Source organism: Bradyrhizobium sp. (genome assembly GCF_035570375.1).
Taxonomy (GTDB): domain Bacteria; phylum Pseudomonadota; class Alphaproteobacteria; order Rhizobiales; family Xanthobacteraceae; genus Bradyrhizobium.
The window spans coordinates 20,211-46,703 of record NZ_DATMLW010000024.1 but is presented as its reverse complement, the minus strand read 5'-3'; the positions used below and the strand labels follow the sequence as shown (position 1 = coordinate 46,703).

27 protein-coding genes are annotated in these 26,493 nt (G+C 62.2%); 7 read left to right on the top strand and 20 right to left on the bottom strand.

Translation table 11 applies throughout. From position 1 onward, the window contains the following. Nucleotides 1–285: 285 nt before the first annotated feature. The 4 genes from VNX23_RS03220 to VNX23_RS03205 form a co-directional block, all read right to left on the bottom strand. Entirely contained in the window at nt 286–507 is a 222-nt protein-coding gene (locus tag VNX23_RS03220; protein ID WP_325627733.1) for a hypothetical protein, read from the bottom strand. Between the two features lie 14 nt (nt 508–521). Beyond that, a complete protein-coding gene (locus tag VNX23_RS03215; RefSeq protein WP_325627732.1) occupies nt 522–746 on the bottom strand; it encodes a hypothetical protein in 225 nt (74 codons plus the stop codon). A gap of 200 nt (nt 747–946) precedes the next feature. Further along, complete coding sequence (ldtR, locus tag VNX23_RS03210; protein ID WP_325627731.1) at nt 947–1,462, bottom strand: transcriptional regulator LdtR; 516 nt, start codon at nt 1,460–1,462, stop codon at nt 947–949. Between the two features lie 526 nt (nt 1,463–1,988). After that, on the bottom strand, nt 1,989–2,450 hold the full coding sequence (locus VNX23_RS03205; RefSeq protein WP_325627730.1) for a DUF6163 family protein: 462 nt from the start codon (nt 2,448–2,450) through the stop codon (nt 1,989–1,991). Nucleotides 2,451–2,610: 160 nt separating this feature from the next. On the opposite strand from VNX23_RS03205, the gene hemB reads away from it, so the two are divergent. From hemB to VNX23_RS03190, 3 genes are all read left to right on the top strand, one after another. Beyond that, nucleotides 2,611–3,672, top strand: coding sequence for a porphobilinogen synthase (gene hemB / locus VNX23_RS03200; protein WP_325627729.1), 1,062 nt, complete (start codon nt 2,611–2,613; stop codon nt 3,670–3,672). Nucleotides 3,673–3,806: 134 nt separating this feature from the next. Further along, complete coding sequence (locus VNX23_RS03195) at nt 3,807–4,355, top strand: RDD family protein (RefSeq protein WP_325627728.1); 549 nt, start codon at nt 3,807–3,809, stop codon at nt 4,353–4,355. 110 nt (nt 4,356–4,465) lie between these two features. Then, nucleotides 4,466–5,242 carry an arginyltransferase gene (locus VNX23_RS03190; protein ID WP_325627727.1) on the top strand — a complete coding sequence of 259 codons (777 nt, stop codon included), beginning with the start codon at nt 4,466–4,468 and terminating at the stop codon, nt 5,240–5,242. Nucleotides 5,243–5,338: 96 nt separating this feature from the next. On the opposite strand, the gene VNX23_RS03185 is transcribed toward VNX23_RS03190, so the two are convergent. Next, nucleotides 5,339–6,715, bottom strand: a complete 1,377-nt coding sequence (locus VNX23_RS03185; protein WP_325627726.1) for an Nramp family divalent metal transporter — start codon at nt 6,713–6,715, stop codon at nt 5,339–5,341. A 164-nt stretch (nt 6,716–6,879) separates the two neighbouring features. Between VNX23_RS03185 and VNX23_RS03180 the strand changes: the two genes are divergently transcribed. Then, nucleotides 6,880–8,127, top strand: coding sequence for an MFS transporter (locus VNX23_RS03180; protein ID WP_325627725.1), 1,248 nt, complete (start codon nt 6,880–6,882; stop codon nt 8,125–8,127). A gap of 17 nt (nt 8,128–8,144) precedes the next feature. Here the strand turns inward: VNX23_RS03180 and VNX23_RS03175 are convergent, their stop codons facing one another. Beyond that, nucleotides 8,145–9,404 (bottom strand): adenylate/guanylate cyclase domain-containing protein, encoded by a 1,260-nt coding sequence (locus tag VNX23_RS03175; protein ID WP_325627724.1) that lies wholly within the window; start codon nt 9,402–9,404, stop codon nt 8,145–8,147. A 49-nt stretch (nt 9,405–9,453) separates the two neighbouring features. Further along, on the bottom strand, nt 9,454–9,861 hold the full coding sequence (arsC, locus tag VNX23_RS03170) for an arsenate reductase (glutaredoxin) (RefSeq protein WP_325627723.1): 408 nt from the start codon (nt 9,859–9,861) through the stop codon (nt 9,454–9,456). A gap of 112 nt (nt 9,862–9,973) precedes the next feature. Between arsC and VNX23_RS03165 the strand changes: the two genes are divergently transcribed. After that, nucleotides 9,974–11,143 (top strand): MFS transporter, encoded by a 1,170-nt coding sequence (locus VNX23_RS03165; RefSeq protein ID WP_325627722.1) that lies wholly within the window; start codon nt 9,974–9,976, stop codon nt 11,141–11,143. 31 nt (nt 11,144–11,174) lie between these two features. Here the strand turns inward: VNX23_RS03165 and VNX23_RS03160 are convergent, their stop codons facing one another. After that, nucleotides 11,175–12,053, bottom strand: a complete 879-nt coding sequence (locus VNX23_RS03160) for a DMT family transporter (RefSeq protein ID WP_325627721.1) — start codon at nt 12,051–12,053, stop codon at nt 11,175–11,177. Nucleotides 12,054–12,243: 190 nt separating this feature from the next. Here VNX23_RS03160 and VNX23_RS03155 point away from each other — a divergent pair, with 190 nt between their 5' ends. Then, nucleotides 12,244–12,660, top strand: a complete 417-nt coding sequence (locus VNX23_RS03155) for a RidA family protein (protein ID WP_325627720.1) — start codon at nt 12,244–12,246, stop codon at nt 12,658–12,660. Between the two features lie 21 nt (nt 12,661–12,681). Here VNX23_RS03155 and VNX23_RS03150 read toward each other — a convergent pair whose 3' ends face one another. The 12 genes from VNX23_RS03150 to rpoZ form a co-directional block, all read right to left on the bottom strand. Continuing rightward, on the bottom strand, nt 12,682–13,551 hold the full coding sequence (locus VNX23_RS03150; RefSeq protein ID WP_325627719.1) for an alpha/beta hydrolase: 870 nt from the start codon (nt 13,549–13,551) through the stop codon (nt 12,682–12,684). A 16-nt stretch (nt 13,552–13,567) separates the two neighbouring features. Beyond that, on the bottom strand, nt 13,568–14,374 hold the full coding sequence (locus VNX23_RS03145; RefSeq protein WP_414642942.1) for an N-acyl homoserine lactonase family protein: 807 nt from the start codon (nt 14,372–14,374) through the stop codon (nt 13,568–13,570). A gap of 330 nt (nt 14,375–14,704) precedes the next feature. Next, nucleotides 14,705–16,957, bottom strand: a complete 2,253-nt coding sequence (parC, locus tag VNX23_RS03140) for a DNA topoisomerase IV subunit A (protein ID WP_325627717.1) — start codon at nt 16,955–16,957, stop codon at nt 14,705–14,707. Nucleotides 16,958–17,156: 199 nt separating this feature from the next. After that, nucleotides 17,157–17,906 carry a DNA repair protein RecO gene (recO, locus tag VNX23_RS03135; protein ID WP_325627716.1) on the bottom strand — a complete coding sequence of 250 codons (750 nt, stop codon included), beginning with the start codon at nt 17,904–17,906 and terminating at the stop codon, nt 17,157–17,159. Nucleotides 17,907–17,942: 36 nt separating this feature from the next. After that, nucleotides 17,943–18,323, bottom strand: coding sequence for a hypothetical protein (locus VNX23_RS03130; protein WP_325627715.1), 381 nt, complete (start codon nt 18,321–18,323; stop codon nt 17,943–17,945). Between the two features lie 30 nt (nt 18,324–18,353). Then, entirely contained in the window at nt 18,354–19,283 is a 930-nt protein-coding gene (era, locus tag VNX23_RS03125; RefSeq protein ID WP_325627714.1) for a GTPase Era, read from the bottom strand. Beyond that, nucleotides 19,276–20,091 (bottom strand): ribonuclease III, encoded by an 816-nt coding sequence (gene rnc, locus VNX23_RS03120; RefSeq protein WP_325627713.1) that lies wholly within the window; start codon nt 20,089–20,091, stop codon nt 19,276–19,278. The genes era and rnc overlap by 8 nt, the downstream gene beginning before the upstream one ends. Beyond that, nucleotides 20,088–20,846: a signal peptidase I gene (gene lepB / locus VNX23_RS03115; protein WP_325627712.1), complete on the bottom strand. Its 759-nt coding sequence runs from the start codon at nt 20,844–20,846 to the stop codon at nt 20,088–20,090. Before lepB ends, rnc begins: the two co-directional genes overlap by 4 nt. A 377-nt stretch (nt 20,847–21,223) precedes the next feature. After that, nucleotides 21,224–21,643 carry a holo-ACP synthase gene (gene acpS, locus VNX23_RS03110; protein WP_325627711.1) on the bottom strand — a complete coding sequence of 140 codons (420 nt, stop codon included), beginning with the start codon at nt 21,641–21,643 and terminating at the stop codon, nt 21,224–21,226. Further along, nucleotides 21,640–22,431: a pyridoxine 5'-phosphate synthase gene (locus VNX23_RS03105; protein WP_325627710.1), complete on the bottom strand. Its 792-nt coding sequence runs from the start codon at nt 22,429–22,431 to the stop codon at nt 21,640–21,642. Before VNX23_RS03105 ends, acpS begins: the two co-directional genes overlap by 4 nt. Before the next feature lie 96 nt (nt 22,432–22,527). Next, nucleotides 22,528–24,828, bottom strand: a complete 2,301-nt coding sequence (locus VNX23_RS03100) for a bifunctional (p)ppGpp synthetase/guanosine-3',5'-bis(diphosphate) 3'-pyrophosphohydrolase (RefSeq protein WP_325627709.1) — start codon at nt 24,826–24,828, stop codon at nt 22,528–22,530. Between the two features lie 300 nt (nt 24,829–25,128). After that, nucleotides 25,129–25,521 (bottom strand): DNA-directed RNA polymerase subunit omega, encoded by a 393-nt coding sequence (gene rpoZ / locus VNX23_RS03095; RefSeq protein ID WP_325627708.1) that lies wholly within the window; start codon nt 25,519–25,521, stop codon nt 25,129–25,131. A gap of 345 nt (nt 25,522–25,866) precedes the next feature. On the opposite strand from rpoZ, the gene VNX23_RS03090 reads away from it, so the two are divergent. Further along, nucleotides 25,867–26,493 (top strand): NYN domain-containing protein, encoded by a 627-nt coding sequence (locus VNX23_RS03090; RefSeq protein ID WP_325627707.1) that lies wholly within the window; start codon nt 25,867–25,869, stop codon nt 26,491–26,493.

The following is a 26,493-nucleotide window of genomic DNA, read 5'->3' as shown; positions in this document are numbered from 1 at the left end:
ACTCGCCAAATGTCTGCAAAATGACCATACGTCGGACATTTGCATTGCGCCGCGTTGCGGGAAACGTCGGTTATTGTCGTTTGAGCCAACAACCTCGCTTGGGTAGCTGATGTTTTACAAGCAACTGCCTGGAAATTGAGCCAGAAACATCCTGAGCCAGTGCTTTGACGGAATTACCGACAACATGCGCCACCGCAGACGTCAGCCGCCGTTGCACGACATCTCCATGCCACCGGTTGACGGTTTCATGGATGCACGCGCCGGCCTGCTGGCGAAAGCCGAGCGCTAGAGCCCGGTATACCCGGCCTTGACCGGATCGTTCGAGCCGTCGAGCTCGCGCAAATAGGTGAGCCCGCACACCGTGAGCCGATGCATGTCCGTTTCGCCGGCCTCGAACAGCTTCGTGACATACTTGGTCACCTTTATGCGTGCCTCAGCGCTCGCCGCGGCAGAGCGATTGAGCAGGAGATCGTAAGTCATCATGATGCGGTCGATGGCGGCTTCCATATCTTCCTCTCGGGTTAGACCAGCTCTTCGGCTTCGAACTGCGCGATTGCCTTGTTGGCGAGCTTGATCTTGTTGAATTCGCCGTGCTCGAACATCTGAATGATGATGGCGAGCAGCCGTTCGTTCGTCACAAAGTCGTCGGCGATGGCGCCCGAGCGACACAGGTAATGCGCGGCAATGGCATAGGCTTCGCCCACCACCCCCACGTTCATCACCCGCAATCCGCGCTCAACCAGCATGACCATCCTCCAACACAGACGGACAAGCGTTTTTGCGCCCAAAAAGTTCCATCCGGCCAAATGCATTTTTGCTTTTGCGGGAGGAACGTTTTTCGAAAAGACAAACGCACCGATCCGGAAAGTGCCGGGTCGATGCGTTTGCAAGGCTTGGTATGTAACTGGCCGCCGGTCTTGTCGAGGCCGGCTTGGCCGAAACAACCTCAGAGCCGATACAGGATCTGGTCGGTCCAGAAGCGCTCGAGGCGATGCAGCGACTTGTTCAGCGTTGCGAACTCCTCGTTCGAAATGCCGCCAACCTGCTCCACGGTCTTGACGTGCTTCTGATAGAGCGCGTCCACGACGCGGCGGATCTCCTGGCCCTGCGTGGTCAGGCGAATGCGGACCGAGCGGCGATCGACGCGCGAACGCTGATGGTCGAGGAAGCCGAGTTCGACCAGCTTCTTCAGATTGTAGGAGACGTTGGAGCCGAGGTAGTAGCCGCGCGTGCGCAGCTCGCCCGCGGTCAACTCCTTGTCGCCGATGTTGTAGAGCAAGAGCGCCTGCACCGAATTGATATCCGAGCGGCCGCGGCGATCGAACTCATCCTTGATGACGTCGAGAAGGCGGCGATGCAGCCGCTCGACCAACGTCAACGCTTCCAGATAGAGCGGCTGCACGGATGCCTGGCCGGGAGCGCGCTCAGCGGTTTCCACCGCCGTTGCAACGGCTTTCATCATGACACTTCCCTTGTTGTCGTTTTATCGACTTATTCGACGAAACTTTTGTCCCGCCTGTAAGCTGCAACTTAAGGGGATCGTTTGAAGATCAGCTTAAATAAGACAATAAAGAGATCATGAATTTAAGAGAGTGAATCGCCGATTAAGCCTGCAAGACAAGGGCTTTTCGCAACCTTTCATTGACGCTCGCACGACGCTGTTCACGCTTCGTCTAAAAGCGCTGTCGCATATGGGAACAGTGTCGTTAAAATTCGAAACGCCTGCGTAACAGGTGTGACCGGCGCTGAAGGTGACTGAAAGGTTACCGTGAAACTCTCGCAAATCCAAAACCGGTTTTGCGCTGGTGTGGTGGTTTAGAAGTTCTCTTCATTGGTGCGACGAATCCACCAAGAGAACTTCTGAACCAAAACCACACCAGAATCATAGATTGCCAGTGTCCTCTCGAATCCGAAGTTCGTAAAAGAGGGCGCTGCAAGGGAGTACGAACTTCGGATTCGGGACACCAGGCCGCCTCACGATGTCCGCGCTATGGCGGCCGTTCGCGCGCTGCCAGCCACGCCAGTATGAGGTAGGCGGCCAGCATCAAGGCCTCGAACGTCACCACCACCATGCTGCCACCGTAGATCGCCGGAAACATCAGTTCGATCACCGCCATCGACACCACGGTGGTCAGCCACACCACTGCTCCCCACGGCGTCGCAAGCCAGAGCCCGACCCCGGCGACAAGCTCGATGACCGCGAAATACACAGTCGCGGTTTGCCAGGCGAGCGGCTGGTTCTCGAAGGCCTCCTCCTCGCCGCCGATGAAGCCCGTGACCTGCGCCCAGTGGTAGAGACCCTTGAGGACGGAGATGACGGCCATGATGCGCAGAAACAGCACCAGCCGGCGGGTCCACACATTGTCCTCGGATTCGATCCGTTCCGACCAGATTGCCGCCACCGACATGGCGTGGTCCTGCGAGGGGTCGCGCGTTGGGGTTTCAGACATCAGAAAATGCCAAGCTGAAGAAACAACCGGTTTGCGTCACTCATGACCGCTCGGCGCGGCAAAATCAACATTCGTAAGGCTGAAGTGACGAAAGCCCCCCAAAGTGCTAAAAATCGTCCAAATCGGGCCACCAGCCTGCAATCCCGGGAGAGAATACCAAATGGCGATCAAATTCGGGCGTCCGATCGAAATGCGCGATACGCCGCGCCGTGAAACAGCCCTCTCCGCCCCAAGCCTTGACCTGGTCGTTCGTCCCCGCCGCAACCGCAAGGCAGAATGGGCGCGCCGCATGGTGCGCGAAAACGTCCTCACCACCGACGACCTGATCTGGCCCCTGTTCGTGGCCGACGGCCACGACAAGCGCACACCCGTTGTCTCGATGCCCGGCGTGGACCGGCTCAGCGTCGATCAGGCGGTGCGCGAGGCCGAGCGGGCCGTCAAGCTCAACATCCCCTGCATCGCGCTTTTCCCCTATACCGACCCAGGCTTGCGCGACGAGCGCGGCTCCGAGGCGGTCAATCCCGACAATCTCGTGTGCCAGTCGGTGCGCGCGATCAAGAAGGAATTTCCGGAGCTCGGCGTGCTCTGCGACGTGGCGCTCGATCCCTTCACAAGCCATGGCCATGACGGCCTGATCGAGGATGGCAAGATCCTCAACGATGCGACGGTGACAGTCCTGGTGCGGCAGGCGCTGGTACAGGCGGAAGCCGGTTGCGACATCATCGCGCCATCGGACATGATGGATGGCCGGGTCGGTGCGATCCGCGAAGGGCTGGACGCTGCCGGATTCCTCGACGTGCAAATCATGTCCTATGCGGCGAAATATGCCTCCGCCTTCTACGGCCCGTTCCGCGATGCGGTCGGCTCGGCCAAGACGCTGACCGGCGACAAGCGCACCTATCAGATGGACAACGCCAATTCGGACGAGGCGCTGCGCGAGGTCGAACTCGACATCGCCGAGGGCGCCGACATGGTGATGGTGAAGCCGGGCATGCCCTATCTCGACATTGTGCGGCGGGTCAAAGACACGTTCGGAATGCCGACCTTCGTCTACCAGGTGTCCGGCGAATACGCGATGATCATGGCGGCGAGCCACAACAACTGGATCGACGGCGAGCGGGCGATGATGGAAAGCCTGCTCGCGTTCAAGCGTGCGGGCGCCAACGGCATCCTCACCTATTTCGCGCCGCACGCCGCCGAGAAGCTGAAAAACGAGAGCTGACGGAACAAACCCTCGGCCTCGATTGCCGTTCCGTCATGACCAAGCGAGGCCTTGCAAGCGCCTTCGCGGTTCCCATGTTTCGCCGGAGGCGCTTTCGGCGACCAATTGGGAATCCGGACATTGGGAGAAACGAGATGTCCAACAGCGGCTATGGAAATACCGGTGATGCCTGGCGCAGCGATGGCGGAGTTCCGCCGCATGCTTTCGATCCGCTGTCGCAACCCGAATTGTTTCGCGGCGTGCTGACGCGCCGGGTGTTCGCATTCCTGATTGACCTTGTGGTGCTTTCAGTACCGGTGATCCTTGGCTATTTGTTCATTGCGCTGTTCGGCCTGTTGACGCTTGGGCTCGGCTGGGCGTTGTTCTGGCTGGCGTGGCCGGCTTCGGTGCTCTGGGCCGTCGTCTATTACGGCGCCTCCCTTGGCGGTCCGCATTCGGCAACGCTGGGCATGCGCGTGATGGACCTGGAATTGCGCACCTGGTACGGCGCCCCCGGCTATTTTGTACTGGGCGCCATGCACGCGGTGCTGTTCTGGGTTTCGATCTCATTCCTGTCGCCGCTGGTGCTGCTGGTCGGGGTGTTCAACAGCCGGCGGCGCCTGTTGCACGATTTTGTGCTGGGAACCGTGATCATTAACAGTTCCGTCCGAAACCCGGTTGCGCAGCCGGCCCGAACTTTCTGACCTCGCGGCCTTGGCAGCAAACGGTTTGCAAACCAATTGACCGTTAGGCTGGTCGGCGCGATGCTTGAGGCCGGCTCGCTTATCTGTAGCTTTCGAAATCCTGTGAACCCGTGACCCAGCATTCGCGTGATACTCCCCAGTTTTACCTGACGGCGCCCTCGCCCTGCCCCTATCTGCCCGGCCGGCACGAGCGCAAGGTGTTCACGCATCTGGTCGGCGACAAAGCGGGCGATCTCAACGATCTTCTGACCCATGGCGGTTTCCGCCGCAGCCAGTCGATCGCCTACCGCCCGGCGTGCGACCAGTGTCGTGCGTGCGTTTCGGTGCGCGTGATCGCCAACGAATTCCGCCCCTCCCGCAATTTTCGAAAGGTTCTCGCCCGCAACGCCGACATCGTCGGCGAGCAGCGCAGCGCGGTGCCGACCTCCGAGCAATATTCGGTATTCCGTGCCTACCTGGACCATCGGCATCGCCACGGCGGCATGGCCGACATGACGGTGCTCGACTACGCCATGATGGTCGAGGACAGCCACGTCGAAACCCGCATCATCGAATACCGCCGCCGCCAAGGCGAGGCGAGCATCACCGGCCGCGGCAACGAACTCGTGGCGGTTGCGCTGACGGACGTGCTCAGCGATGGCCTTTCGATGGTTTACTCGTTCTTCGAGCCGTCGGAGGAAGGCCGCTCGCTCGGCACTTTCATGATCCTCGACCACATCCATCGCGCCAGGAGACTGGGACTTCCTTACGTCTACCTGGGCTACTGGATCGAGGGCTCGAAAAAGATGGACTACAAGGGCCGCTTCCTGCCCCAGCAGCGGCTGGCGCCGTCGGGGTGGATGCGCGTGGAGGCCACGGGCGAGGCGCTGACCGAGCCGCAGGATTGAACCTCATCCCGAGGGACGCGAAGCGGCGTCTCGAAGGATGAGCGCTGCATGGTTCGAGACGCGCAGCCCGCGTTCCTCACCATGACGGCAGCCCTGTCACCCGCTCACATAATCCCACACCAGTTTCGCGTTAAGCGCGATGATGAGCACCGCCGTTGCGGTGGCGAGCGCGGTCAGCCAGCGCGGCGCCACAAACGGTCCCATCTTGCGGCGGCTTGAGGTGAACATCACCAGCGGCACGACTGCGAACGGCAATTGCAGGCTGAGCACCACCTGGCTCAGGATCAAAAGCTGGCCGGTCCCTTTTGCGCCGGCCCAGATCGTCACCAGCACCGCCGGCACTATGGCGATGGCCCGCGTCACCAGGCGTCGCAGCCACGGCGCGATCCGCCAACGCAGAAATCCCTCCATCACGATCTGGCCCGACAGGGTTGCGGTGATGGTGGAGTTAAGCCCGCAGCACAACAGGGCAATCGCAAACAGCGTCGGCGCCAATGTCGAACCGAGCAGCGGCGACAGAAACGCGTGCGCCTGATCCAGTTCGGCGACGTCGGTCCGGCCCGAGTGATGAAATGTCGCCGCAGCCAGGATCAGGATCGAGGCATTGATGGTCAGCGCAAAACAGAGCGCGATCGAGGAATCGATGGTCGCAAGCTTGATCGCCTCACGCCTTTCATCGATCTCCTCGCCGAAGCCGCGGGTCTGCACCAGACCTGAGTGCAGATAGAGGTTGTGCGGCATCACCGTGGCACCGAGAATGCCGAGCGCCAGGTACAGCATCTCGCGGTTGGCGAAGATTTCCGTTGTCGGCGCAAAGCCGCGGATCACCGCGCCCCAGTCGGGATCGGCAAGTGCGATCTGCACCGCAAAGCACGCCGCGATCACGCCCAGCATCGCCACCACGAAAGCCTCGATCCAGCGAAAGCCGAACGCCTGCAGCGCCAGGATCAGGAGCACGTCAGCGCCCGTGATGATCACGCCAATCTCGAGCGGAATATGAAACAGGAGATTGAGGCCGATGGCCGTGCCGATGACTTCGGCGAGATCGGTCGCGGTGATCGCGACTTCGGCCGACAGCCAGAGGGGAAGCGAGACGAAGCGCGGAAAGGAATCGCGGCAAGCCTGCGCGAGGTCGCGGCCGGCGCCGACGCCAAGCCGGATGCACAGCGATTGCAGCACGATCGCCATGAGGTTGGAAAACAGTGCCACCGTGAGCAGCGCGTAGCCGAACTTGGATCCGCCGGCGAGCGAGGTCGCCCAGTTGCCGGGGTCCATATAGCCGACGGCCACCAGATAGCCGGGGCCGAAGAAGGCCAGCAGCTTGCGCCAGAACGGCCCCCGCTTTGCCGTCGCCACGGTCCCGAACACGTCCGCGAGCGATGGCTCGCCCCGCACGCTGCGCCAGCCGCCTGTTCCCGGTGGTTTTTCCCCCGAAGGCGAGCGGGGCGGCAAATCAGGGGATTGAGCGTCCATTGCCAAAAGATGGCTGACTCTTTCTTTTATTGCAACTCATTTGCAAGAGCATCTGGATCACCGCAGCGTGTGGAACTCGGAAAGCGGGTGGCTCTGGCATCCCCGGGCCGTCGAAGGTGCATCCGGACGACATCGAGAAAGCCGAGTTGTTTCAGAGAGCCGCCATGTCCGCCGACCGAACACCGCACCTTCCCTCGACCTTCAACCGATTGGCCTGGTCCAATCTTGCCGCGCAATCCGCCGAACAAGTCGCGCTGGCCGCAGCCCCGATCGTGGCCGTGCTCTGGCTCGGCATCGGGGAAGGTGAGAGCGGGCTGTTGCAGACGGCGCTGACACTGCCCTTCGTGGTATTCGCAATTCCGGCCGGCCTGTTGGCCGACCGTATCCCCCGGCGCTGGCTGATGGCGGGCGCCGAGGCCGTGCGGGCGCTCGCCCTGTTCGAAATCCTCCTCCTGATCTGGTTCGACCTGCTCTCGCTGCCCCTGCTCGCGCTATTGGGCTTCATCGCCGTGTGCGGGACGGTCGCCTTCAGCGTGGCCGCGCCGGCGCTGGTGCCTTCGCTGGTGGCGCCGAAAGATCTCCCCGCGGCCAATGCCCGAATCGAACTCGCGCGCACCATTGCCTTTGCCAGCGGGCCTGCGATCGGCGGATTTCTGGTGGGATGGCTTGGCGCGGAGCCGGCCTTTGGATGCGCCGCCGCGTTGTCGGCCATTGCGGTGGTGCTGCTTTCGGGAATTTCCGAGCCCGCGCGCCAGCCGGCGCCGCGCCGTCATCCGCTGCAGGAGATCCGCGAGGGCGCCGCTTTCGTGCTGCATCACCCACTGCTGCGGCCGGTCTTCGCCACCCAGTTCATCTTCAACACCGCATGGTTTTTGATGCTCGCCGTGTTCGTGCCCTATGCCGTGCGCCATCTCGGCCTGTCGGCGCCTGGCGTCGGCACGACGATGGCGATGTACGGCGTCGGGATGGTCGGCGGTGCGCTGCTGGCCACGCGCGTGATGCGGCACCTCGCCTTCGGCGTCGTCATTGCGCTCGGCCCCATTGCGGGCTTTGTCGCCGCCGCCTTCATGGCGCTGACCATCCTTGTTGCCTCGCCCTGGCTTGCCGCCTTAAGCTTTTTCCTGCTCGGCGCAGGCCCGATCCTTTGGGTGATCTCGACCACGACGCTGCGGCAATCGGTGACGCCGCCGCAGCTTCTGGGACGGGTTTCCGCGATCAACATCATGAGCTATGGCGCCCGCCCGCTTGGAGCCTCGCTCGGCGCGCTGGTTGGCGGGGTCTTTGGCGCGGAAGCCTGTCTCTGCCTCGCGGTCATCATTTTCGCCGCGCAGGCGCTGGTAATCCTGATCTCGCCGGCGGTCGCGCTGGCGCGCCAGCCCGAGATGACGAGCAGCGAGGCTGCGAAGGCATAAGGCAGGGCAAAAGGATTTTAGCCCGCCAGATAACGCGCGTAGCCGCCACCCAGCGCTTCGTTCGCGGCAATGTCGGGATCGAGGGTGAAGAGATCCTGCGCATGGCCGATGCCGCGCAGCGCAAAGCGGCCGGTGGAAACGAGATAGCGCTGCCCTGCCGCATCCAGACCGCTGCGAAACGCAGACGATGCCAAAAGTTCGCGGTCGACCGACCGGCACATCGAGGCGATCCGGCTGACCTCGTTGACCGCAGGCCCCACCACGGTGAAATCGAGCCGGTCCTCGCTGCCGATATTGCCATAGAACACCTCGCCGACATGCAGGCCGACATAGGCCGAGGTCGTCGGCCGGTCGTAGGCGGCGCGGCGAGCGCTGAGCGAGGCGATATTTTTTCGAAAGCCATGTTCGGCCCGCAGCGCCGCGCGCCGGGCGACCGCCAGGTCCGCATTTGTGAACATCGCGAGCACGCCGTCCCCGATCAGCTTGAGCACGTCGCCGTCGGCGTCGTGAATGGCGTCGATCGCGGCCTGCGCGTAGTCATTGAGGAACGGGATGATCTCGCCGGGCGCCATGCTTTCACTGATCGCGGTCGAGCCGCGCAGATCGGAAAACCACAGCACCGCATTGATGCGCTCGGTCACGCCGCGGAAGATGCGCCCGCGCAGCACCTGTCCGGCGGCGTCGCGCCCGAGATAGACGCGGCCAAGGGTCCGGGCGATATCGGCTTGCGCCAAAGACTTGATCGCCAGCCCCAGCACTGGGACCAGATCGCGCAGTGCCGACAATTCCTGCTCGCCAAAACCCTCCGGCCGACGGGTCAGCCAATAGGAATAAACGCAGTCCATCTGACCGATGCTGCCACTTTCGCCGAACCGGTGCACGAAAACCAGAGAATCCCGGTGGCCTTTCTCGGCAAGCTCCGGCAGAATCGAGAAGCCAAGCGAAGCGGTCTCGGCAAGATCGATCCGCAGTTCCTGATGGCCGTGTTCGAGCATGTGGTAGAAGACCGAGCGACGCCAGTTCTGTGCGGCATCGCCCGCACTCGTCGACCCATATTCGAAACTCTCGCTTTCGTTGGTCTCGGTATCGTTCCAGCGAAAGCCACGCCCCTCGAAGATCGGGTGCAGCGTATCGATGAAGACGATGCCGCGCGACAGTTCGAGACCTTCGGCGCGGCAGCGCTCGCAGAAACCGCGGATGAGGTCGTTTTCGGACAAGCCGGTCAGGCCCTGGCTGACCAGCCAGTTCATCAGGCGCAGGCGCGGTTCAAGATCCATACGCCATTATGCCGCGCAATAGCGAGCGGCGAAAGGCCGCCGGGGTTTCTCAAGGTTTCTTCCGCGCGACGACCTCGCCATCTTCCTTGACGAAACGCTCGAGGGGATGCTCGAGCAGATCGAGCACCGTTTCCGACGGCCGACACAGCCGCGTTCCCTTCGCCGTCACCACGATCGGCCGGTTGATCAGAATCGGGTTCGCGAGCATGAAATCGATCAGTTCGTCGTCGCTCCATTTCGGATCGGAAAGCCCCAGTTCCGCGTAAGGCGTACCCTTCTGCCGCAGCAGTGCGCGAGCCGAAATTCCCATCGCCTCGATCAGTTCAAGCAACCGCGCGCGATCCGGCGGGTTTTTCAGATATTCGATAATTTCCGGCTCCTCACCGCTCTGGCGGATCATCGCCAGCGTGTTGCGCGAGGTGCCGCACGCAGGATTGTGATAGATCGTCACGCTCATGGCTGGCCTCTTGTGATGGCGATTGCCTCAAACGCCAATTCCTCCTATTCGTCAAGGAGAGAAACTAGAAGGAAAACCTTCGGGTGCGAACGGCGCCGGTTAGGGAATGTTGATGGCGCCTGAAAAGACCATTCACCAGTTGCCGATCATATTGGCGCTCGGCACGACGCAGACACTGGCGTGGGCCTCGAGTTATTATCTGCCGGCAATCCTGGCCGATCCGATCGGGCGCGACCTCGGGGTATCCTCGAACTGGATCTTCGCCGCCTTTTCCGCTTCGCTTGTGATCGCGGCGATCATCGGTCCGCGCGTGGGGCGCCAGATCGATCACTTTGGTGGCAGGCCGGTGCTGACCGCGTCCAATCTGACGCTGGCCGCCGGCCTTGCACTGCTTGGCATCAGCACCTCGATCCCCGTATTGGTCCTCGCCTGGATCCTGCTCGGCATCGGCATGGGGTGCGGCCTGTACGACGCCGCTTTCGGCGCGCTGGGCCGGATCTACGGTGACAATGCCCGCAAGTCGATCACAGGCATTACCCTGCTCGCAGGTTTTGCCAGCACGGTCGGGTGGCCGCTCACTGCCTTGGGTCTTGAGACCATCGGCTGGCGCGACACCTGCTTCGCATGGGCCTTGGCGCATCTCCTGATCGGCCTGCCGCTCAATTTCTTCATGTTGCCCGCGGTCAGCGAAGCGAAGGTTCTGGCGGCGACACCGGTCAAGCCGCATATCCCGATCGACCGGACGATGATCCTGCTCGCCTTTGCCTTCGCCGCGGCCTGGAGCGTCACCGGCGCGATGGCGGCGCACATGCCGCGCATCCTCGAGGCTGGCGGGGCGAGCGCCGTTCAGGCCGTGGCCGCCGGCGCCCTGTTCGGTCCATCGCAAGTGGTGGCGCGGATCATCGAGGCGAGTTTCTTCAGCCGCTATCATCCGCTGTTCTCGACCCGGCTTGCATGCGTGACACACCCGATCGGCGCTGCAATCTTCGCCGTGGCGGGTGGCGCCGCTTCAAGCGTCTTTGCGATCACTTTCGGCCTCGGCAACGGCATCCTGACCATTGCGCGCGGCACGTTGCCGCTCGCGATCTTCGGCCCGAAGAATTATGGCTACCGCCTTGGCCTGATCGGCGCACCGGCGCGAATGGCGCAGGCGTTCGCGCCGCTGGTGTTCGGTTTATTGATCGACGTGCTGGGACGCGGCGTGCTGATCGTCTCCTCTGCGCTCAGCCTTTCGGCGCTCCTGGCGCTTTGCCTGCTGCGGCAACGGCCCAGGCCGCAATAGGCGGGACTACTTCTATTCGAAATTCACTGATTCAAGTCTTGCGCACATCCGAGGTGGCGAGCCAGATCCCGGCAAACACGGCGATCAATCCGACGACAAGGTCAGGCGTGATCGGCTCTCCGATCAGCCATGCCGCCAGCAGCGCCGCGGCAATCGGGTTGACCGTCATGGTGTTGGCGACCCGGGTCGGCGTCGCCCGCTCGAGCGCCATCACCCAGAGAATAAAGGCGGCCGCCCCGCCGCCGACGCCGAGATAGATTCCGGCGAGCCATTGCCCCGCTCCGAAATCCTTCAAGGCCTCGGCGCTGCCGGTGAACAGTCCGACCGCCACCAGCGCCACCGCGCCGGTGCCCATGCCGACGGTGAGGAAGCCGAGCGCGCTGGAACGCCGAATGATCGGCCGCGACAGCACATTGTAGAACGCCATGCAGAATACGGCGGCCGTCATGATCAGTTCGCCGCGCCACGCGCCTGCCGGCGCCGACCCCAATCCTGCGGCAAGCGCTGCGCTTGCGCCTGCGACCGCGATGCAGACGCCAGCCGTCTTGCGCATGGTCAGGGGCTCGACGCCGAGAAGGGCCGCAACCACCATGGTGTGCAACGGAAGCGTCGCCAGTGCCAGGCTTGCGCGCGCCGCCGTGGTATAGCTGATGGCGATGTTGTAGAGGATGAAGAACAATCCGAAGAAGCTGAGCCCGAGGGCAGCGACCTGCAGCCAGTCACCACGCTCGGGCCAGCGCACCCCTATCAAGAGTGCTGCCGGCAGCACGCAGAGAAAACCGATACCCCAGCGCAGGATCGCAAGCGCGACGGGATCGGCGCCGGACACGAGATAGCGGGTGATTGCCGCCGCTGTGCCGCCGAGCGAACTCGACAGCAGCGCGATCGATACACCGATCCATTCGCCCACGTTTTGCTCCCTTGCTTTCCGGATCATCGTTCTCAGATATTGGTACAGGAAAGAAAACGCAGGCAAGGCCCGAGCATCCATGGTGGATGTTTGCTCCACATCGCCGCGCGCGAGTGGCGGCAAGTGTCAGCAGGCGGCGGCAGATGGCAGCAAGAGATTCAGTCAATCGCGTTCACGAAAAGGGGCATAGATGACGCACAACACAAATTCGTCGATCGTCCGCAGCAATCCGCCCGAACTCGGTACGCCTCCGGGCTACTCCCAGATCGTCGACGTCACAGCGAACCGCATCATCTTCATATCGGGCCAGACCGCGCTCGATCGCGACGGCAATCTGGTCGGCAAGAGCGATTTCGCCGCACAGGCGGCTCAGGTGTTTCGCAACCTTGCCAGCGCACTTGAGGCGCGCGGATGCAACGCATCCAATCTGGTGAAAATGACGGTGTTCCTCACCGACATGAATAACCTCAGTTCCTATCGCGAAGCGCGAAACCAGTTCTTCGCATCCGTCACACCACGGGCGGCTCCGGCTGTGACTCTGATCGAGGTATCCAGACTTTATGGTCCGGATTTCCTGATCGAGATCGAGGCCATCGCGGCGGCGTGACCGAAAAGATAGCCGGTCGCCTCATCGCGGTTCGGCGGACGGCAACCTGCCGATCCAGGCAACGATTGCCTCGACGACCGCCGCCGGCTGCTCGGGCAGCAGCGCGTGGCTGGCGTTTTCGATCACGACGATCGTCGCCCGGTCGCCGAACTCTTCAACCAGCTCGTTGCTGGCGCTGCGAGGCTTGAAGGGATCAAGCGCTCCCTGGAGGTCGAGCAGCGGCACGCTGCCGGCGGACCACCATTCCGATTGTTTGGTCGCACGGCCTGCCGCTGATTGCGCCTCGTCCGCTTCCCCATGCCAGCCCTTCAGCCACACGCCGGCGTCGTTACCCGGCGCAAAGAAAGCCAGTTGCAGGTATTTCAGCCGCTCGCGCTCGGGAAGCAAAGGGTCGCCCGACTTCCTCACCGCTTCCGACAGTTCTTTCGCGCCGGAAAACCCGGACGGATAGCCCTTGGCCGCCGCGGCGACCAGCACCACGCCGCGAACGAGCTCTGGATGATCGACGGCGGTGGCGCGCGCGACCCAACTGCCGAAGGCGTGGCCGACCAGGACAGCGGGGCCGCGTTTTTCGTGCCGGATAACCGCCGCCGTATCGCGGGCAAAATCGTGGAGCGAGAGCCCCGTCATCGATCCGCGGCTGCCACCTACGCCGCGCGGCTGCGGGCGCAAAACGCGAAAGCCCGCTTTGGCCAATCCTGTTGCGACGGCATCGAAGTCCTCGGCCCCGCGGCCGCGCGACGGCAGCATGACGACCAGGGGTCCGCTGCCTTGCACGATGACTTCGATACGCACGTCTTCGTAAGCGACGATTTGTCGGGCCGGCTCAGCCCGCGCCGCCGTGCTCAAGGCCATCAATGCCGAAGCGACGGCTGCAACGATCCGGCCCAAGATGAAGCCAGCCTGCTCAATCGTAGAATTCGGGCGACATTTTCAAGGTGTCGCGCTGCGCCTTGTCGTGATTGATCCAGAGCTGCGCCTTGTCCCTGGTCAGCGTATCCGCGATCCTTTGCATCGAGGCCAGCGTCTGTTCCTTGCTGACGTTGTTGGAAGGCACGCCGCGATTTTCCCAGTTGCTCTTGAAGTGGACGGCATCGCCGGACAGCACGACCTCGCCGGTCTTGGGCAGTTTCACCACCAGGGACTGGTGACCCGGCGTGTGGCCGGGCGTGAAGAGAATGACGATGCTGCCATCGCCAAAGATATCCTTGTCCCCTTCGAGCTTGGTGACGGGATGCTCCGGCTTGAATCGAGGTGCGTTGTTGGTGCCCGGCCATTCATATTCGGCCTTCTGGACGTAAAGCATCGTGTTCGGGAACATCTCGACATTGCCGATATGATCGGGATGGGTGTGCGAGACGGCCATTGCCTTGAGGTCGGATGGTTTCACCCCAAGCTGCTCGAGCTGGGCGGCCAACGTCTTCGGGCGGCGCCAGGTCGTGGCTCTCGGGTCGGCCGGCGCCAGGCCATTCGGCATGTCCGCTACCGCATCCGCGATGCCGGTGTCCCACAGGAACCAGCCCTGCGCATGCTTGATGAGATAGCAGTTGTCGACGAAATCCATCGATTTGCCTTCGTTGACGCCGGGTGACCACCGCGAAATGTCGCCGGCGACTCCCTCGCCGCAGTTGAGAATGTAGAGTCTTTCCACGCCCGGCTTTTCGGATTGCGCGTGAGCCACGGTGGCTGACAAAGCAAGGGACGAAACTGTCATCACCACGGCAATCGCTCTTTTCATTTTCTTCCTCCGTTACGGCGCGCAAATTTTTCGCTTCGGATCGGCTATACCGTCTCCCGAGAATGTTCCGAGATCAACTGCGCGTTACTCCCTAATGCCGGGTAATCGAGCAGTCGTAGGGTGGGCAAAGCGAAGCGTGCCCACCATCAGCTTTTACCCCATCATGGTGGGCACGGCGCAGGTGCGCCTTTGCCCACCCTACGTCTCCATTCCTGCCACGAACTCCCGCCGCCTCATTCGATCACCTCATCGACGCGGGCGAGCAGTGAAGGACACGTTGAGTCCGAGTGCCTTGGCGGGAGGACCCTACTCGATCGCGAGCCCGAACTTGTTCGACTTCGGCAGGCCATGCGCCAGGCGCCCGGCATCGGCGCGGTTGCCGCGCCAATCGGACAATTCCTTGAAACTCATGCTCTGCTCGCGCCCGGCCGAATCCTTCCAGGTCAGGCCGCTTTTCGAATCGAAGGTGACGACATCCGACAGCGCCGCGCTCTTGTATTTCTGCAACCTCACACCGCGGCCGCGCGCCATTTCCGGCACCTGGTCGATGGGGAAGACCACCATCTTGTGGTTGGTGCCGATTACGGCGACCATATCGCCGGCAACGGTCGCGATCGCGCGGGCCTCGTTCGGCAGTTCGACGTTGAGGACCTGTTTGCCCTTGCGCGTGTTGCTGACGCAATCGTCCTCGTTGACGATAAAACCCTGGCCCTCGTGGCTTGCGACCAGGAATTTGCGGCCAGCCTTGTTGACGAACAGCGAGACGATCGCTGCGTCCTGATCCAGATCCACAAACATCCGGATCGGCTCGCCATGGCCGCGCCCGCCCGGGAGCTTTGCCACTTCGAGCGAATAGAATTTGCCGTTAGTGCCGAGCAATAGCAGTTTTGAAGTCGTCTCCGCGAAGAACGCGTGATCGAGCTTGTCGTCGGTCTTGAAAGCAAGCCCCGAGAGATCGGCGACGTGGCCCTTGAGCGTGCGCACCCAGCCCTTTTCGGAAACCACCACCGTCACCGGCTCGCGCTCGACAAAGGCCTCCTCGATCGCGGCCAAATCGTGCTCGGGCGCGTCGGCAAACTGCGTCCGCCGCTTGCCGAGCGGGGTCTTCGGCCCGAACATGTCGCGCACCTTGCGCACCTGCTCGCCGACCTTCGACCATTGCTCGGATTCGGAGGCAAGGATCGCCTTGATGCCCTTGAGCTCGGTGCGAAGGTCCTTGTCCTCGGTGCGGATTTCCATTTCCTCGAGCTTGCGCAAGTTGCGCAGGCGCATGTTAAGGATGGCCTCGGCCTGGATTTCCGTCAGCTTGAATGCCTTGATCAGGGCCGGCTTCGGCTCGTCCTCGGTGCGGATGATTTTGATCACCCTGTCGATGTTGAGGTAGGCGATCAGGTAGCCACCGAGCACCTCCAGCCGGTGCTCGATCTGCGCCTTGCGGTAGTTGGACCGGCGGATCAGCACGTCGCGCAGGTGATCGAGCCACTCCTTGAGGCACTCGGCCAGACCCACGACCTTCGGGATGCGGCCTTTCACCAGCACGTTGAGATTTAGCGGAATCCGGCTTTCCAGCTCGGTCAGCCGGAACAGGGATTCCATCAGCAATTCGGGATCGACGCTGCGCGATTTCGGCTCGATGACGAGGCGGATGTCCTCGGCGGATTCATCCCTGACGTCACCGACCAGCGGCAGCTTCTTCTCATTGAGCAATTCGGCAATCTTCTCGACCAGACGCGATTTCTGCACCAGCCAGGGAATTTCGCTGATGACAATGACCCAGGTGCCGCGCGCGCCTTCTTCCTGTTTCCATTTGGCGCGGACACGGAACGAGCCTTTGCCGGTCACATAGGCTTCGGCGATGCTTTCCTTGGAATCGACGATGACACCGCCGGTCGGAAAATCCGGGCCCTTGACCCATTTCAGAAGCGTCTTCGATCTCGCCTCCGGCTTGTCGATCAGGTGCAGCGCGGCGTCGCAGAGTTCGGCGGCGTTGTGCGGCGGGATCGAAGTGGCCATGCCGACCGCAATGCCCTGCGCGCCGTTGGCGAGCAGGTTCGGGAAGCCACCCGGCAGCACCACCGGCTCTTTCGACTGGCCGTCATAATTGGGCCGGAACTCGACGCCGTCTTCGTCGATGCCGTCGAGAAGAAGCCGCGCGACATCGGTCATGCGCGCTTCGGTGTAGCGGTAGGCGGCCGGATTATCGCCGTCGATATTGCCGAAATTGCCCTGGCCGTCGACCAGCGGATAGCGCGAGGAGAAATCCTGCGCCAGGCGCACCATGGCGTCGTAGATCGCCTGGTCGCCATGGGGATGGAACGAACCCATCACGTCGCCGACGATCTTGGCGGATTTCTTGAATGCCGCGCCCGGATCAAGCCGCAAAAGCCGCATGCCGTAGAGAATGCGCCGATGCACCGGCTTCAGTCCGTCGCGCGCGTCCGGTAGCGCGCGGTGCATGATGGTCGAGAGGGCATAGGCGAGATAGCGCTCTTCGAGCGCGTCACGCAGCATGACCTCGTGGACTTCGGCGGGATCCGGCGGAATCAGTGTTTTGCCCATAGCCGTTGGCTCTCAAAGGTTTGCGGTGGGGCTTTCCCAGGACGGTTGCAGCTGCCCTCGATTGGCGATGATTCGCGCCAGTATATAGCAGCCGACCAAGGCCATCGTCATGAAGATCACCCGACGACCGTGGATGAGGCGCCCAAGCGAGCCCGTCGATGGCCGCGGGCAGAGACCAACTTCGACGAGGCCCGTCCCCTCAAACCGCGGAGCCGATTTTCGCACGGGCTCGCATCACCGCATTGACAAAACCTTCGCGGGCGTCGGAATGACCCTGCCCGCGCGGCTCCAGCACATGGCGCAACAGGAAAAAGCCCGTGAGCGCAAAACCATCGCTCAGGTCCTGGTCCGACCAGCCGTTCGCCCCCTCGTCCTGGCGCAGGAATGTCGGCAGCCGCAACAGCCGATCGTGAAAGGGCGCGCCAGCCGTGCGCGACACCGCACCGCCGGATTTGGGCGAAACGTAGATCAGGTCGGCGGTCGCCCCGGTCGCGGCGCAGGTTTCCAGATCGAGCCCAAAACCGAGTTCGGCAAGCATCGCCAGCTCGAACCTGATCAGATGGGCAGCCGCGCCCCTCGCATCGTCGAAATCGTCCAGCGTCCGCTCGAGCATCTCGAAAATCTCTTCATGCGGATCGCGTTCGGGCAGAAGCCGCGCCAGTGCGGCGAGCTGGGTCACGCCATAGACCCCGTGCGATGACCCCAGCAGCGCGGCCGCGCGCAGCCGCGTGCCTTCGATCTGAAAGGTGCCGAGATGCTCGTCGAGCCGCGCCCGCCACACCGCGCTGACGCCGTTGCCGGGCTGCAACAGCGGCCGCATCCTCGAACTCGCAGCCCCGCGCACCAGACCAAGGTGGCGGCCATGGCTGCGGGTCAAAAGCTCGACAATGGCGGAGGATTCGCCATGCCGCCGCACGCCCAGCACAATGCCTTCGTCGGTCCATTCCATGGCTTCGAGTTTACAGGATTCCGCTGCAGCGCGCAGCTACGCGTTGAACCAGCCCCGCGCATCACCGGTGAAGGAACAATACAGCCCGGCCGCCGTGAGCGCGCAGGAGACGACTTCGATGGCGGTGTCGAGCTGCAGACCGCTCTCGTCGACGATCTGGAACAACGAGATCACCGAAAGCACCAATGTGGCGAGCAGCACCCAGCGCGGCCAGTTTTTCCGCCGCCGCGCGGCAAGCCAGACGAAGTAGAACAGCAGCAGGATCAGGCCGGCCGCAAGCACGGTCGCAGCGGCGATCGTCGATTCCGTCATGTCGGCGCTCGGCGTGCGGTCCTGGAAGGCAACCGACAGCGCGTCGAGAATCAGCGACGAATACAACAGCACCTCGAAGCGCAACACGTTTTTGGGAATTTTCATTCGACGCCGGTAATTGCTGGATTTAGTTGTTTATTCCTTGGGGAACTCAAGTCCCATTTCGCGGTAGCGGTCGGGATCGTCCCCCCAATCTTCGCGCACCTTCACGAAAAGAAACAAGTGCACGGGCTGACCGAGGATTTCCGCAATCTCCTTGCGCGCTTCCGCGCCGATCGACTTGATGGTGGCGCCGCCCTTGCCGAGCACGATCTTGCGCTGGCTTTCGCGCTCCACAAAGATCGTCTGTTCGATCCGGATCGATTTGTCCTTGCGCTCGGTCCAGCTGTCGGTCTCGACCGTGGACTGGTAGGGCAATTCCTGATGCAGCTGCCGGAAGATCTTCTCCCGCGTGATCTCGGCCGCCAGATGCCGCAACGGTGCATCCGACATCTGGTCTTCCGGATAGTGAAACGGCCCCCGCGGAACCATCTCGGCAAGCGTGCGACGCAAATCGTCGACGCCGTCGCCGGACAGCGCCGAAATCATGAACGTCCCGGCAAATTTGAGGCGATCATTGGCAGCCTTCGCGAGCGCCAGCAATTTTTCGCGCGCCACCAGATCGATCTTGTTCAGCACCAGTATCCTGTCGTGCCGGACCGTGGCGAGCCTGGTGAGGATGGCGTCGGCCTCCTCGTCAATGCCTTCGCGGGCATCGATGAGCACACAGACGAGATCGGCGTCATGGGCCCCGCTCCAGGCGGTCGACACCATGGCACGGTCGAGCCGGCGTCTGGGCGAAAAGATGCCGGGCGTATCGACCAGGATGATCTGCGCGTTGTTCTCCACCACGATGCCGCGGATCAGCGCGCGCGTGGTCTGCACCTTGCGCGAGACGATCGTCACCTTGGAGCCGACAAGCGCGTTGACCAGCGTCGACTTGCCGACATTGGGCGCACCGATCAGCGCCACAAAGCCGCAACGCCTCGGCTCATTCGCCGTTACGGCGGGCGAGGCGTCAATCATTGCCGGCGCCACCGACGCCTTCGCGCTCGATCATCACCGAGGCTGCGAGCTTTTCGGCGGCGCGCTTGCTGCCGCCGACGCCCTCCGCGGGTGCCAGGCCCGGCAATTCCACCGCCACCCGAAATTGCGGGTCGTGATGCGGTCCGGTGCGTTCGATCTCTCGATAGACCGGTGTCGGCAATCCCTTGCCTTGCGCCCATTCCTGCAGCACGGTCTTGGGATCGCGCAGCGGACGGCGCGGCTTGTGCATCCGCTCCGTCCAGTTTCGCAGGACGAATTGCGCGGCCGCCTGGTAGCCGCCGTCGAGGAACACCGCGCCGATCACCGCCTCACAGATGTCGCCAAGCACGGATTTGCGCAGGCGGGCACCTGCGCCGGCCCCGACCGCGCCAAGCTTGATGTCGTCGAGCAATCCGAGCGACTTCGCCACATCCGCGCAGCTTTCCTTGCGCACGAGGTCGGCCAGCCGTTTCGACAACTCGCCTTCATCGGCGCCCGGGAACGCACGATACAGCATGTCCGAGACGATCAAGCCCAGAACGTGATCGCCGAGGAATTCTAATCGCTGATAGCTTTCGCCGCGCTTGCGCGCGGATTTCAGGGCGGAAACGTGGGTGAAGGCGGTGGCGAGCAGGGCGGGGTCGGCGAACTTGTGGCCGATACGCGCCTCCAGCGCGGCGGTGGCCGCCTTGGCGCCGGCCCTGGAGCGTTTTTTCCTGCGCGGTACAGACTCGCGCGCTGGGTCAGGCTGAAGGCTCGCTTCGCCTGGCGATGAGGAGGTGTGGATATCCGGTGCGTCTTCGTTCATCGCACAATGGTGAATAGGCGATTCCAGCGCACCGCGACCGGCCAGCGCCAGAACATCCAGGCGTGCTCGCCCTCGGCGATCGAGAAGAAGATCATCTGCGCCCGGCCGATGATATTCTCGAACGGCACGTAACCCACCGCCGACAACACCCGGCTGTCGGTCGAGTTGTCGCGGTTGTCGCCCATCATGAAAAAATGGCCCGGCGGCACGGTATAGACGATCGTGTTGTCGTAGAAGCCGTTGTCGACGCAGTCGAGCGTCTCATAGCTGACGCCGTTCGGCAGCGTCTCCTTCCAGCGCTTGACCCTTGCGGTTGCCTCCGACCCACACGGATCCTCGCCGATGAAATCGCTCAGCCGCTCACGCTTGACCGCAACGTCGTTGATATGGAGGAGCCCTTCCTTTACCTGGATGCGGTCTCCGGGCAGCCCGATCACGCGCTTGATATAATCGGTGGAGTCATCCTTGGGCAGGCGAAAAACCACGATGTCACCGCGCGACGGCTCGGAGCCGAGGATGCGGCCCGAAAACAGCGGCGGCGACAGCGGCAACGAGTAATGGCTGTAGCCGTACGAATATTTCGAGACGAAAAGATAATCGCCGACCAGAAGCGTCGCCTTCATCGATCCCGAGGGGATGTTGAAAGGCTGGAAGAGAAAGGTGCGTATCACGAGCGCGATCAGGAGAGCATGGATGACGACGCGGATCGTTTCACCTAAGCCGCTTTCAGATTTCGTACCGGAGGTCACGCTCATTGCTTTCCTACTTCCCCGCCGATTGGTGGAGCGGATCTGGCATTCGCTCCCGACCCAGTCCGAACTCGCCCAGCGGATGTCAAATCCAAAACTCCACTACCAAATCTGTTTTCGCCAGCGGTCTCTTGGTGCCTGCGCCGTGACAGAACATTTTTCTTCGCGAATCGTTCTTCGCTTCGCGTCAGGAAAAATGCCTGGTTCTGATGTTGCGGCGAGCTCCGGCGCAAGCCGAATTCGCCCTTTTCGCTGTTCCCTGCGGCTTTTAGACGGTTGTTCGCAACCACGCAATCAACGGCCGCATCAAAAGTTCGCAAGATACTGAAAAGTCACAGACTTTGGTTTGCCGCGCTTGGCGCGAGCCTGCCAGCCGCATAAGCTCAGGCTTTGCGGGCTTCGACGGCCGAAATTATGACGAAGGCCTGCGCCAACGGCCAGTCGTCGGTGATGCTGAGGTCGATGCTGGCCACAAAGCCCTCGGGCGTCAGCGCGTCCAGACGCGCAAGCGCCCCGCCCGTCAGTTGCATGGTCGGGCGCCCCCCCGGCAGATTGACGACCCCCATATCCCGCCACCAGACCCCGCGCCGGATACCAGTACCGAGCGCCTTGGAGCAGGCCTCCTTGGCGGCAAAACGCTTGGCGTAGGTCGCCACCACCATCTTTTCGTTTTTGGCCCGGCGTTCGGCCCTGGTGCGCTCGGCTTCGGTAAAAATCCGGTCGATAAAACGATCGCCGTGCCGTTCGATGACCTTCGCGACGCGACGGATGTCGATCAGGTCGGAGCCGATGCCAAGGATCATGCCCTGCCCGCCTGTGTCTTGCCCGAAGACGCGGAACCAGCGCTCTTGCGGCCGCGATCCATCGCCGCCCGCATCGCCCGAACCGTTTCGGCAAGACCCGTAAACAGTGCCTCCCCGATCATGAAGTATCCGATATTCAGCTCGACGATCTCGGAGAGCGAGGCGATCTTCTCGGCAGTTGCATAGTCGAGACCGTGCCCGGCATGCACCTCCAGACCAATCGACCGTGCAAGCCTTGCGCCCTCCACGATGCGCCGCCATTCGGATTCCGCTTTCGCCGCATGGCCATCGACCACCGCGTCGCACCATGCGCCGGTGTGAATCTCGATGACAGGGGCGCGCAGCTTCGCCGCCATTTCGATCTGCCGCGGATCGGCGGCGATGAACAGCGACACCCGCACGCCGGCCTCGCCCAGGCGGGCAATGAACGGCGCAAGCGCATCGTGCTGCCCGACCACGTCGAGTCCTCCCTCCGTCGTAAGTTCCTCGCGCCGCTCGGGCACGAGGCAGGCGGCGTGAGGCTTGGTAGCGAGCGCAATGCGCAGCATGTCCGAAGTCGCCGCCATTTCGAAGTTCAGAGGCTTTGAGATTTCGGCCTTCAGCCGCGCCATGTCCTCGTCCCGGATGTGGCGGCGATCCTCGCGCAGGTGCGCGGTGATGCCGTCGGCGCCGGCCTCGATCGCCAGCAGCGCGGCCCGCACCGGATCGGGCCGCGCGCCTGCCCGCGCGTTGCGGAGGGTCGCCACGTGATCGACGTTAACCCCGAGACGGAGCGCAGGAGTGGCCATGGAAAAGCTCGCCGGACGGAAAGGAGTTACATTCTGGTCATCGTTCAGGACGGCGCAAGAGTGCCGTTCACGCTGAACGGACAGCGACGCAAGAAACTAGCCGTTGACACGCTCCACCCGGGCGACCACGGCCTTGGCACGCAACTGCGCGATGATAGCGCTGAGATGCTTTAAGTCATAGACCTCGAGATCGATGGTGAGCTCGGTGAAGTCGGGCGAGCGACGGAACATGCTGATATTGTCGATATTGCCGTCGTGCTCAGCAATCACAGTGGCGACCTGAGCGAGGCTTCCGGGCTCGTTGACATTGTCGACGAGAATGCGGGCCGGAAAACGCTGCGGCGTTGAGTCGTCGACGTCCCAGCGCACGTCGAGCCACCGCTCCGGCTCCTCCTCGAAATCCTTCAATGCCGGCGATTGAATTGGATAAATCGTAATTCCCTTGCCCGGAGATACGATGCCCACAATGCGGTCGCCGGGCACGGCGCCGCCATTGGGCGCGAACTTGACCGGCAAATCCGAATTGATGCCCCGAATCGGAATGGCGGAAGGGCTTCGTACGGGCTCGGGCGGCGACTTCAGCTTCAGCTTGGCCGCAAGCCCCTTCTTCGCGCCATAGCGGGCGACCCGCTCCTCCTTGTAATCGGGATACATGGCTCGGGCGACGTCGGAAGCCTTCATTTCGCCGCGTCCGACGGCCGCCATCACGTCGTCGACCGAGCCCCGCGCCAGCCTCGGCAATGCACCCTTCAATTTGTCGTCGGCATAGTCGATCTTGGCACGGGCAAACAGCCGCTCCACGATGCGCCGGCCAAGCCCGGCATATTGATCCCTCACCGCCGTGCGCGTGGCGCGCCGGATCGCGGCACGCGCCTTGCCGGTGACGGCCAGCGATTCCCACGCCGAGGGCGGCGAAGACTGGGCTTCCGAAGTCAACACCTCGACCTCGTCGCCGTTCTGAAGTTCGGACGACAACGGCGAGAACTTGCCGTTGATCTTGCACCCGACCGCGCTGTTGCCGACATCGGTGTGCACCGCATAGGCGAAGTCGATCACGTTGGCATGCCGCGGCAGCGCGATCAGCTTGCCCTTGGGCGTGAAGCAGAACACCTGGTCGTGGAACAATTCGAGCTTGGTGTGCTCGAGAAATTCCTCGGGATTGGCGCTGTCGGAGAGGATGGCGATGGTGTGGCGAAGCCACGCGAAGGCGTTGGATTCGCGTTTCAGAAGTTCGGTCGGCGAACCCACGCCGTCCTTGTAAAAGGCGTGCGCGGCAATGCCGAGTTCGGCAATCTCGTCCATTTCCTCGGTACGGATCTGCAGTTCGACCCGCTGTTTGCCGGGACCGATCACGGTCGTGTGGATCGACCGGTAATCATTCTGTTTGGGCGTCGAGATGTAGTCCTTGAACCGGCCGGGCACCACCGGCCAGGTCGTGTGCACGATGCCGAGCGCCCGATAGCAGGATTCGACGTTGTTCATCACGATCCGGAAGGCGAAAATGTCGGACAGTTGCTCGAAGCCGACCGACTTACGCTGCATTTTGGTCCAGATCGAAAACGGCTGCTTCCGCCTCCCGAAGACATGCGCGGTCATGCCGTTCTTCTGAAGGTTTTTCGAGAGCTGGCTTTCGATTTCGCCAATCAGGTTGCGGTTGCGCTCAGCCAGCGAATCCAGCCGCTGCCGAACCACCGAATAGGCGTCCGGATCGAGCGTGCGGAAGGAAAGATCCTCGAGTTCTTCCCGCATCTCCTGCATGCCCATGCGGCCGGCGAGCGGCGCGTAGATGTCGAGCGTCTCCTCGGCGACGCGCTGGCGCGCCGCGGGCGATACGAATTCGAGCGTGCGCATGTTGTGCAAGCGATCGGCGAGCTTGATCAGGAGAACCCGAACGTCGTCCGATATCGCCAGCAACAGCTTGCGCAGGTTTTCGGCCTGCTTGGCCTCGCGCGACACCAGCTCAAGCCGCTTCAACTTGGTGAGACCTTCGACCAGCGCGCCGATTTCCTTTCCGAACACGAGGTCAATTTCGGCGCGGGTGGCCTCGGTATCCTCGATGGTGTCGTGGAGGAGCGCCGCGACGATGGTCGCATCGTCGAGCTTCAGACCGGTCAGGATGGCGGCAACTTCGAGCGGATGGGAAAAAAACGGGTCGCCTGAGGCGCGGGTCTGCGAACCATGCGCCCTCATCGCGTAGACGTAGGCGCGGTTGAGCAGGTCCTCGTTGGTGTCGGGATTATATGACCTGACGCGTTCGACCAGATCGTACTGGCGCATCATTCGCGCGCGGGGCGACTTGCCCGATCTGGTCTGCGCCGACACGGCCGATTGCGGCGCCACGGCGACCGAATCGGTCGCGGCTTGCATCTGCTCCGAGTTGCGGCGCCAATACGCCATGAAACCATGCCTTCGCGAGCTGGGGGCTCGCCCGCCTTCTAGCAGGATTTAGATAATCTAGTGTTTTCAGCCGGAACGTCACCATTCCAGACCGGGAACACTCGATTTCGGGACCATACTCAGTCTAACGCGAAAACCGCCGATCTTCCGATCAAATTGGAGCCAGCTCGGCAGAATTCGCCCCGTACGTGCCTGGTAGCGATGAAGACATGGAATGCAAAAGGCCCGGACCAATGTCCGGGCCCCCTGCCGATTCAAATGGCAGCACCTAACTAAACCACTGGATGCAAGGCGTAAAGACTACTCGTCTTCCTCCGGCTGCTCCTCGGGCGGGGCGAGGCCCTCGAGGCCCTTGAGGAGCTCTTCTTCGGTCATGCGCTCGACAGCGACCTCGGTGTCGTCGGCGTCCACGCTGGCGCCATCGGATCCGATCAAGGGAACCGTATCGGGCTCCGGCTCGTCCACTTCGACGAATTTCTGCAGCGAATGCACCAGTTCCTCCCGCAGATCCTCCGGCGAAATCGTCGATTCAGCGATTTCGCGCAATGACACGACCGGGTTCTTGTCATTGTCACGATCAACCGTAAGTTGCGATCCAGAGGAGATCATGCGTGCGCGATGTGCCGCCAACAGAACCAGATCGAACCGATTGTCGACCTTATCAATACAATCTTCTACGGTGACGCGCGCCATTAATTGTCGCTCCGCTAAATGGGACGGAATATGGTGATTGGTCCGGGGTAGTTATAACTATGGGGCTCTTTTCGCAAGACTAAATTGTGATTTGGCCTTGATGATTTGCTCTGATAACGCGTTTTGGGGGGTACGGCAGCATTTAAGCCGTAACAATCGGCTGCCCGGACACGAAGACGCTTTATGGCGTCATCAAAATCTACCTTCGATAGCAGTGACCTTCCTTATTTCTAGCGGCGAGTCCGCCCGTTCGAACCCGCTGGGCTTTTGGCAGCACCTCGAATTATTCGTGCCGCTGCCGCCAAGCCTTAGAGTCCATCGAGAATAACCACGTGAGAACTCTGAATGTCCCCTTCTTCCAATAAGATCGCCCTGTTTATCGATGGCGCCAATCTATACGCGACGGCGAAAACGCTAGGCTTCGACATCGATTACAAGCGCCTCCTCAAGGAATTTCAAAGCCGGGGAACCCTGGTCCGGGCGTTCTACTACACGGCCATCATTGAGGATCAGGAGTATTCATCGATCAGGCCCTTGATCGACTGGCTCGACTACAATGGCTATACCGTCGTTACCAAGGCCACCAAGGAATTCATCGACGCCAGCGGAAGGCGCAAGGTGAAGGGCAATATGGATATTGAGTTGGCGGTGGATGCGATGGAACTGGCTGAACATGTCGACCAGATCGTACTGTTCTCCGGCGATGGCGACTTCCGCTCCCTGGTCGAAGCCGTCCAGCGGCGGGGGGTGCGCGTGACGGTGGTATCGACCATCTCAAGTCAACCGCCGATGATTGCTGACGAATTACGGCGCCAGGCCGACGTTTTTACTGATCTCGTGGAGCTGCAACCCAAGCTCGGCCGCGACCCGTCGGAGCGTCCGGCGCCGCGCGAACCGCGACACCACGCGCCACAATTCCTGCAGCGGGCGACCACCATGGCGCCAAGGGGCGGTGAAGATTTCGACGATTGA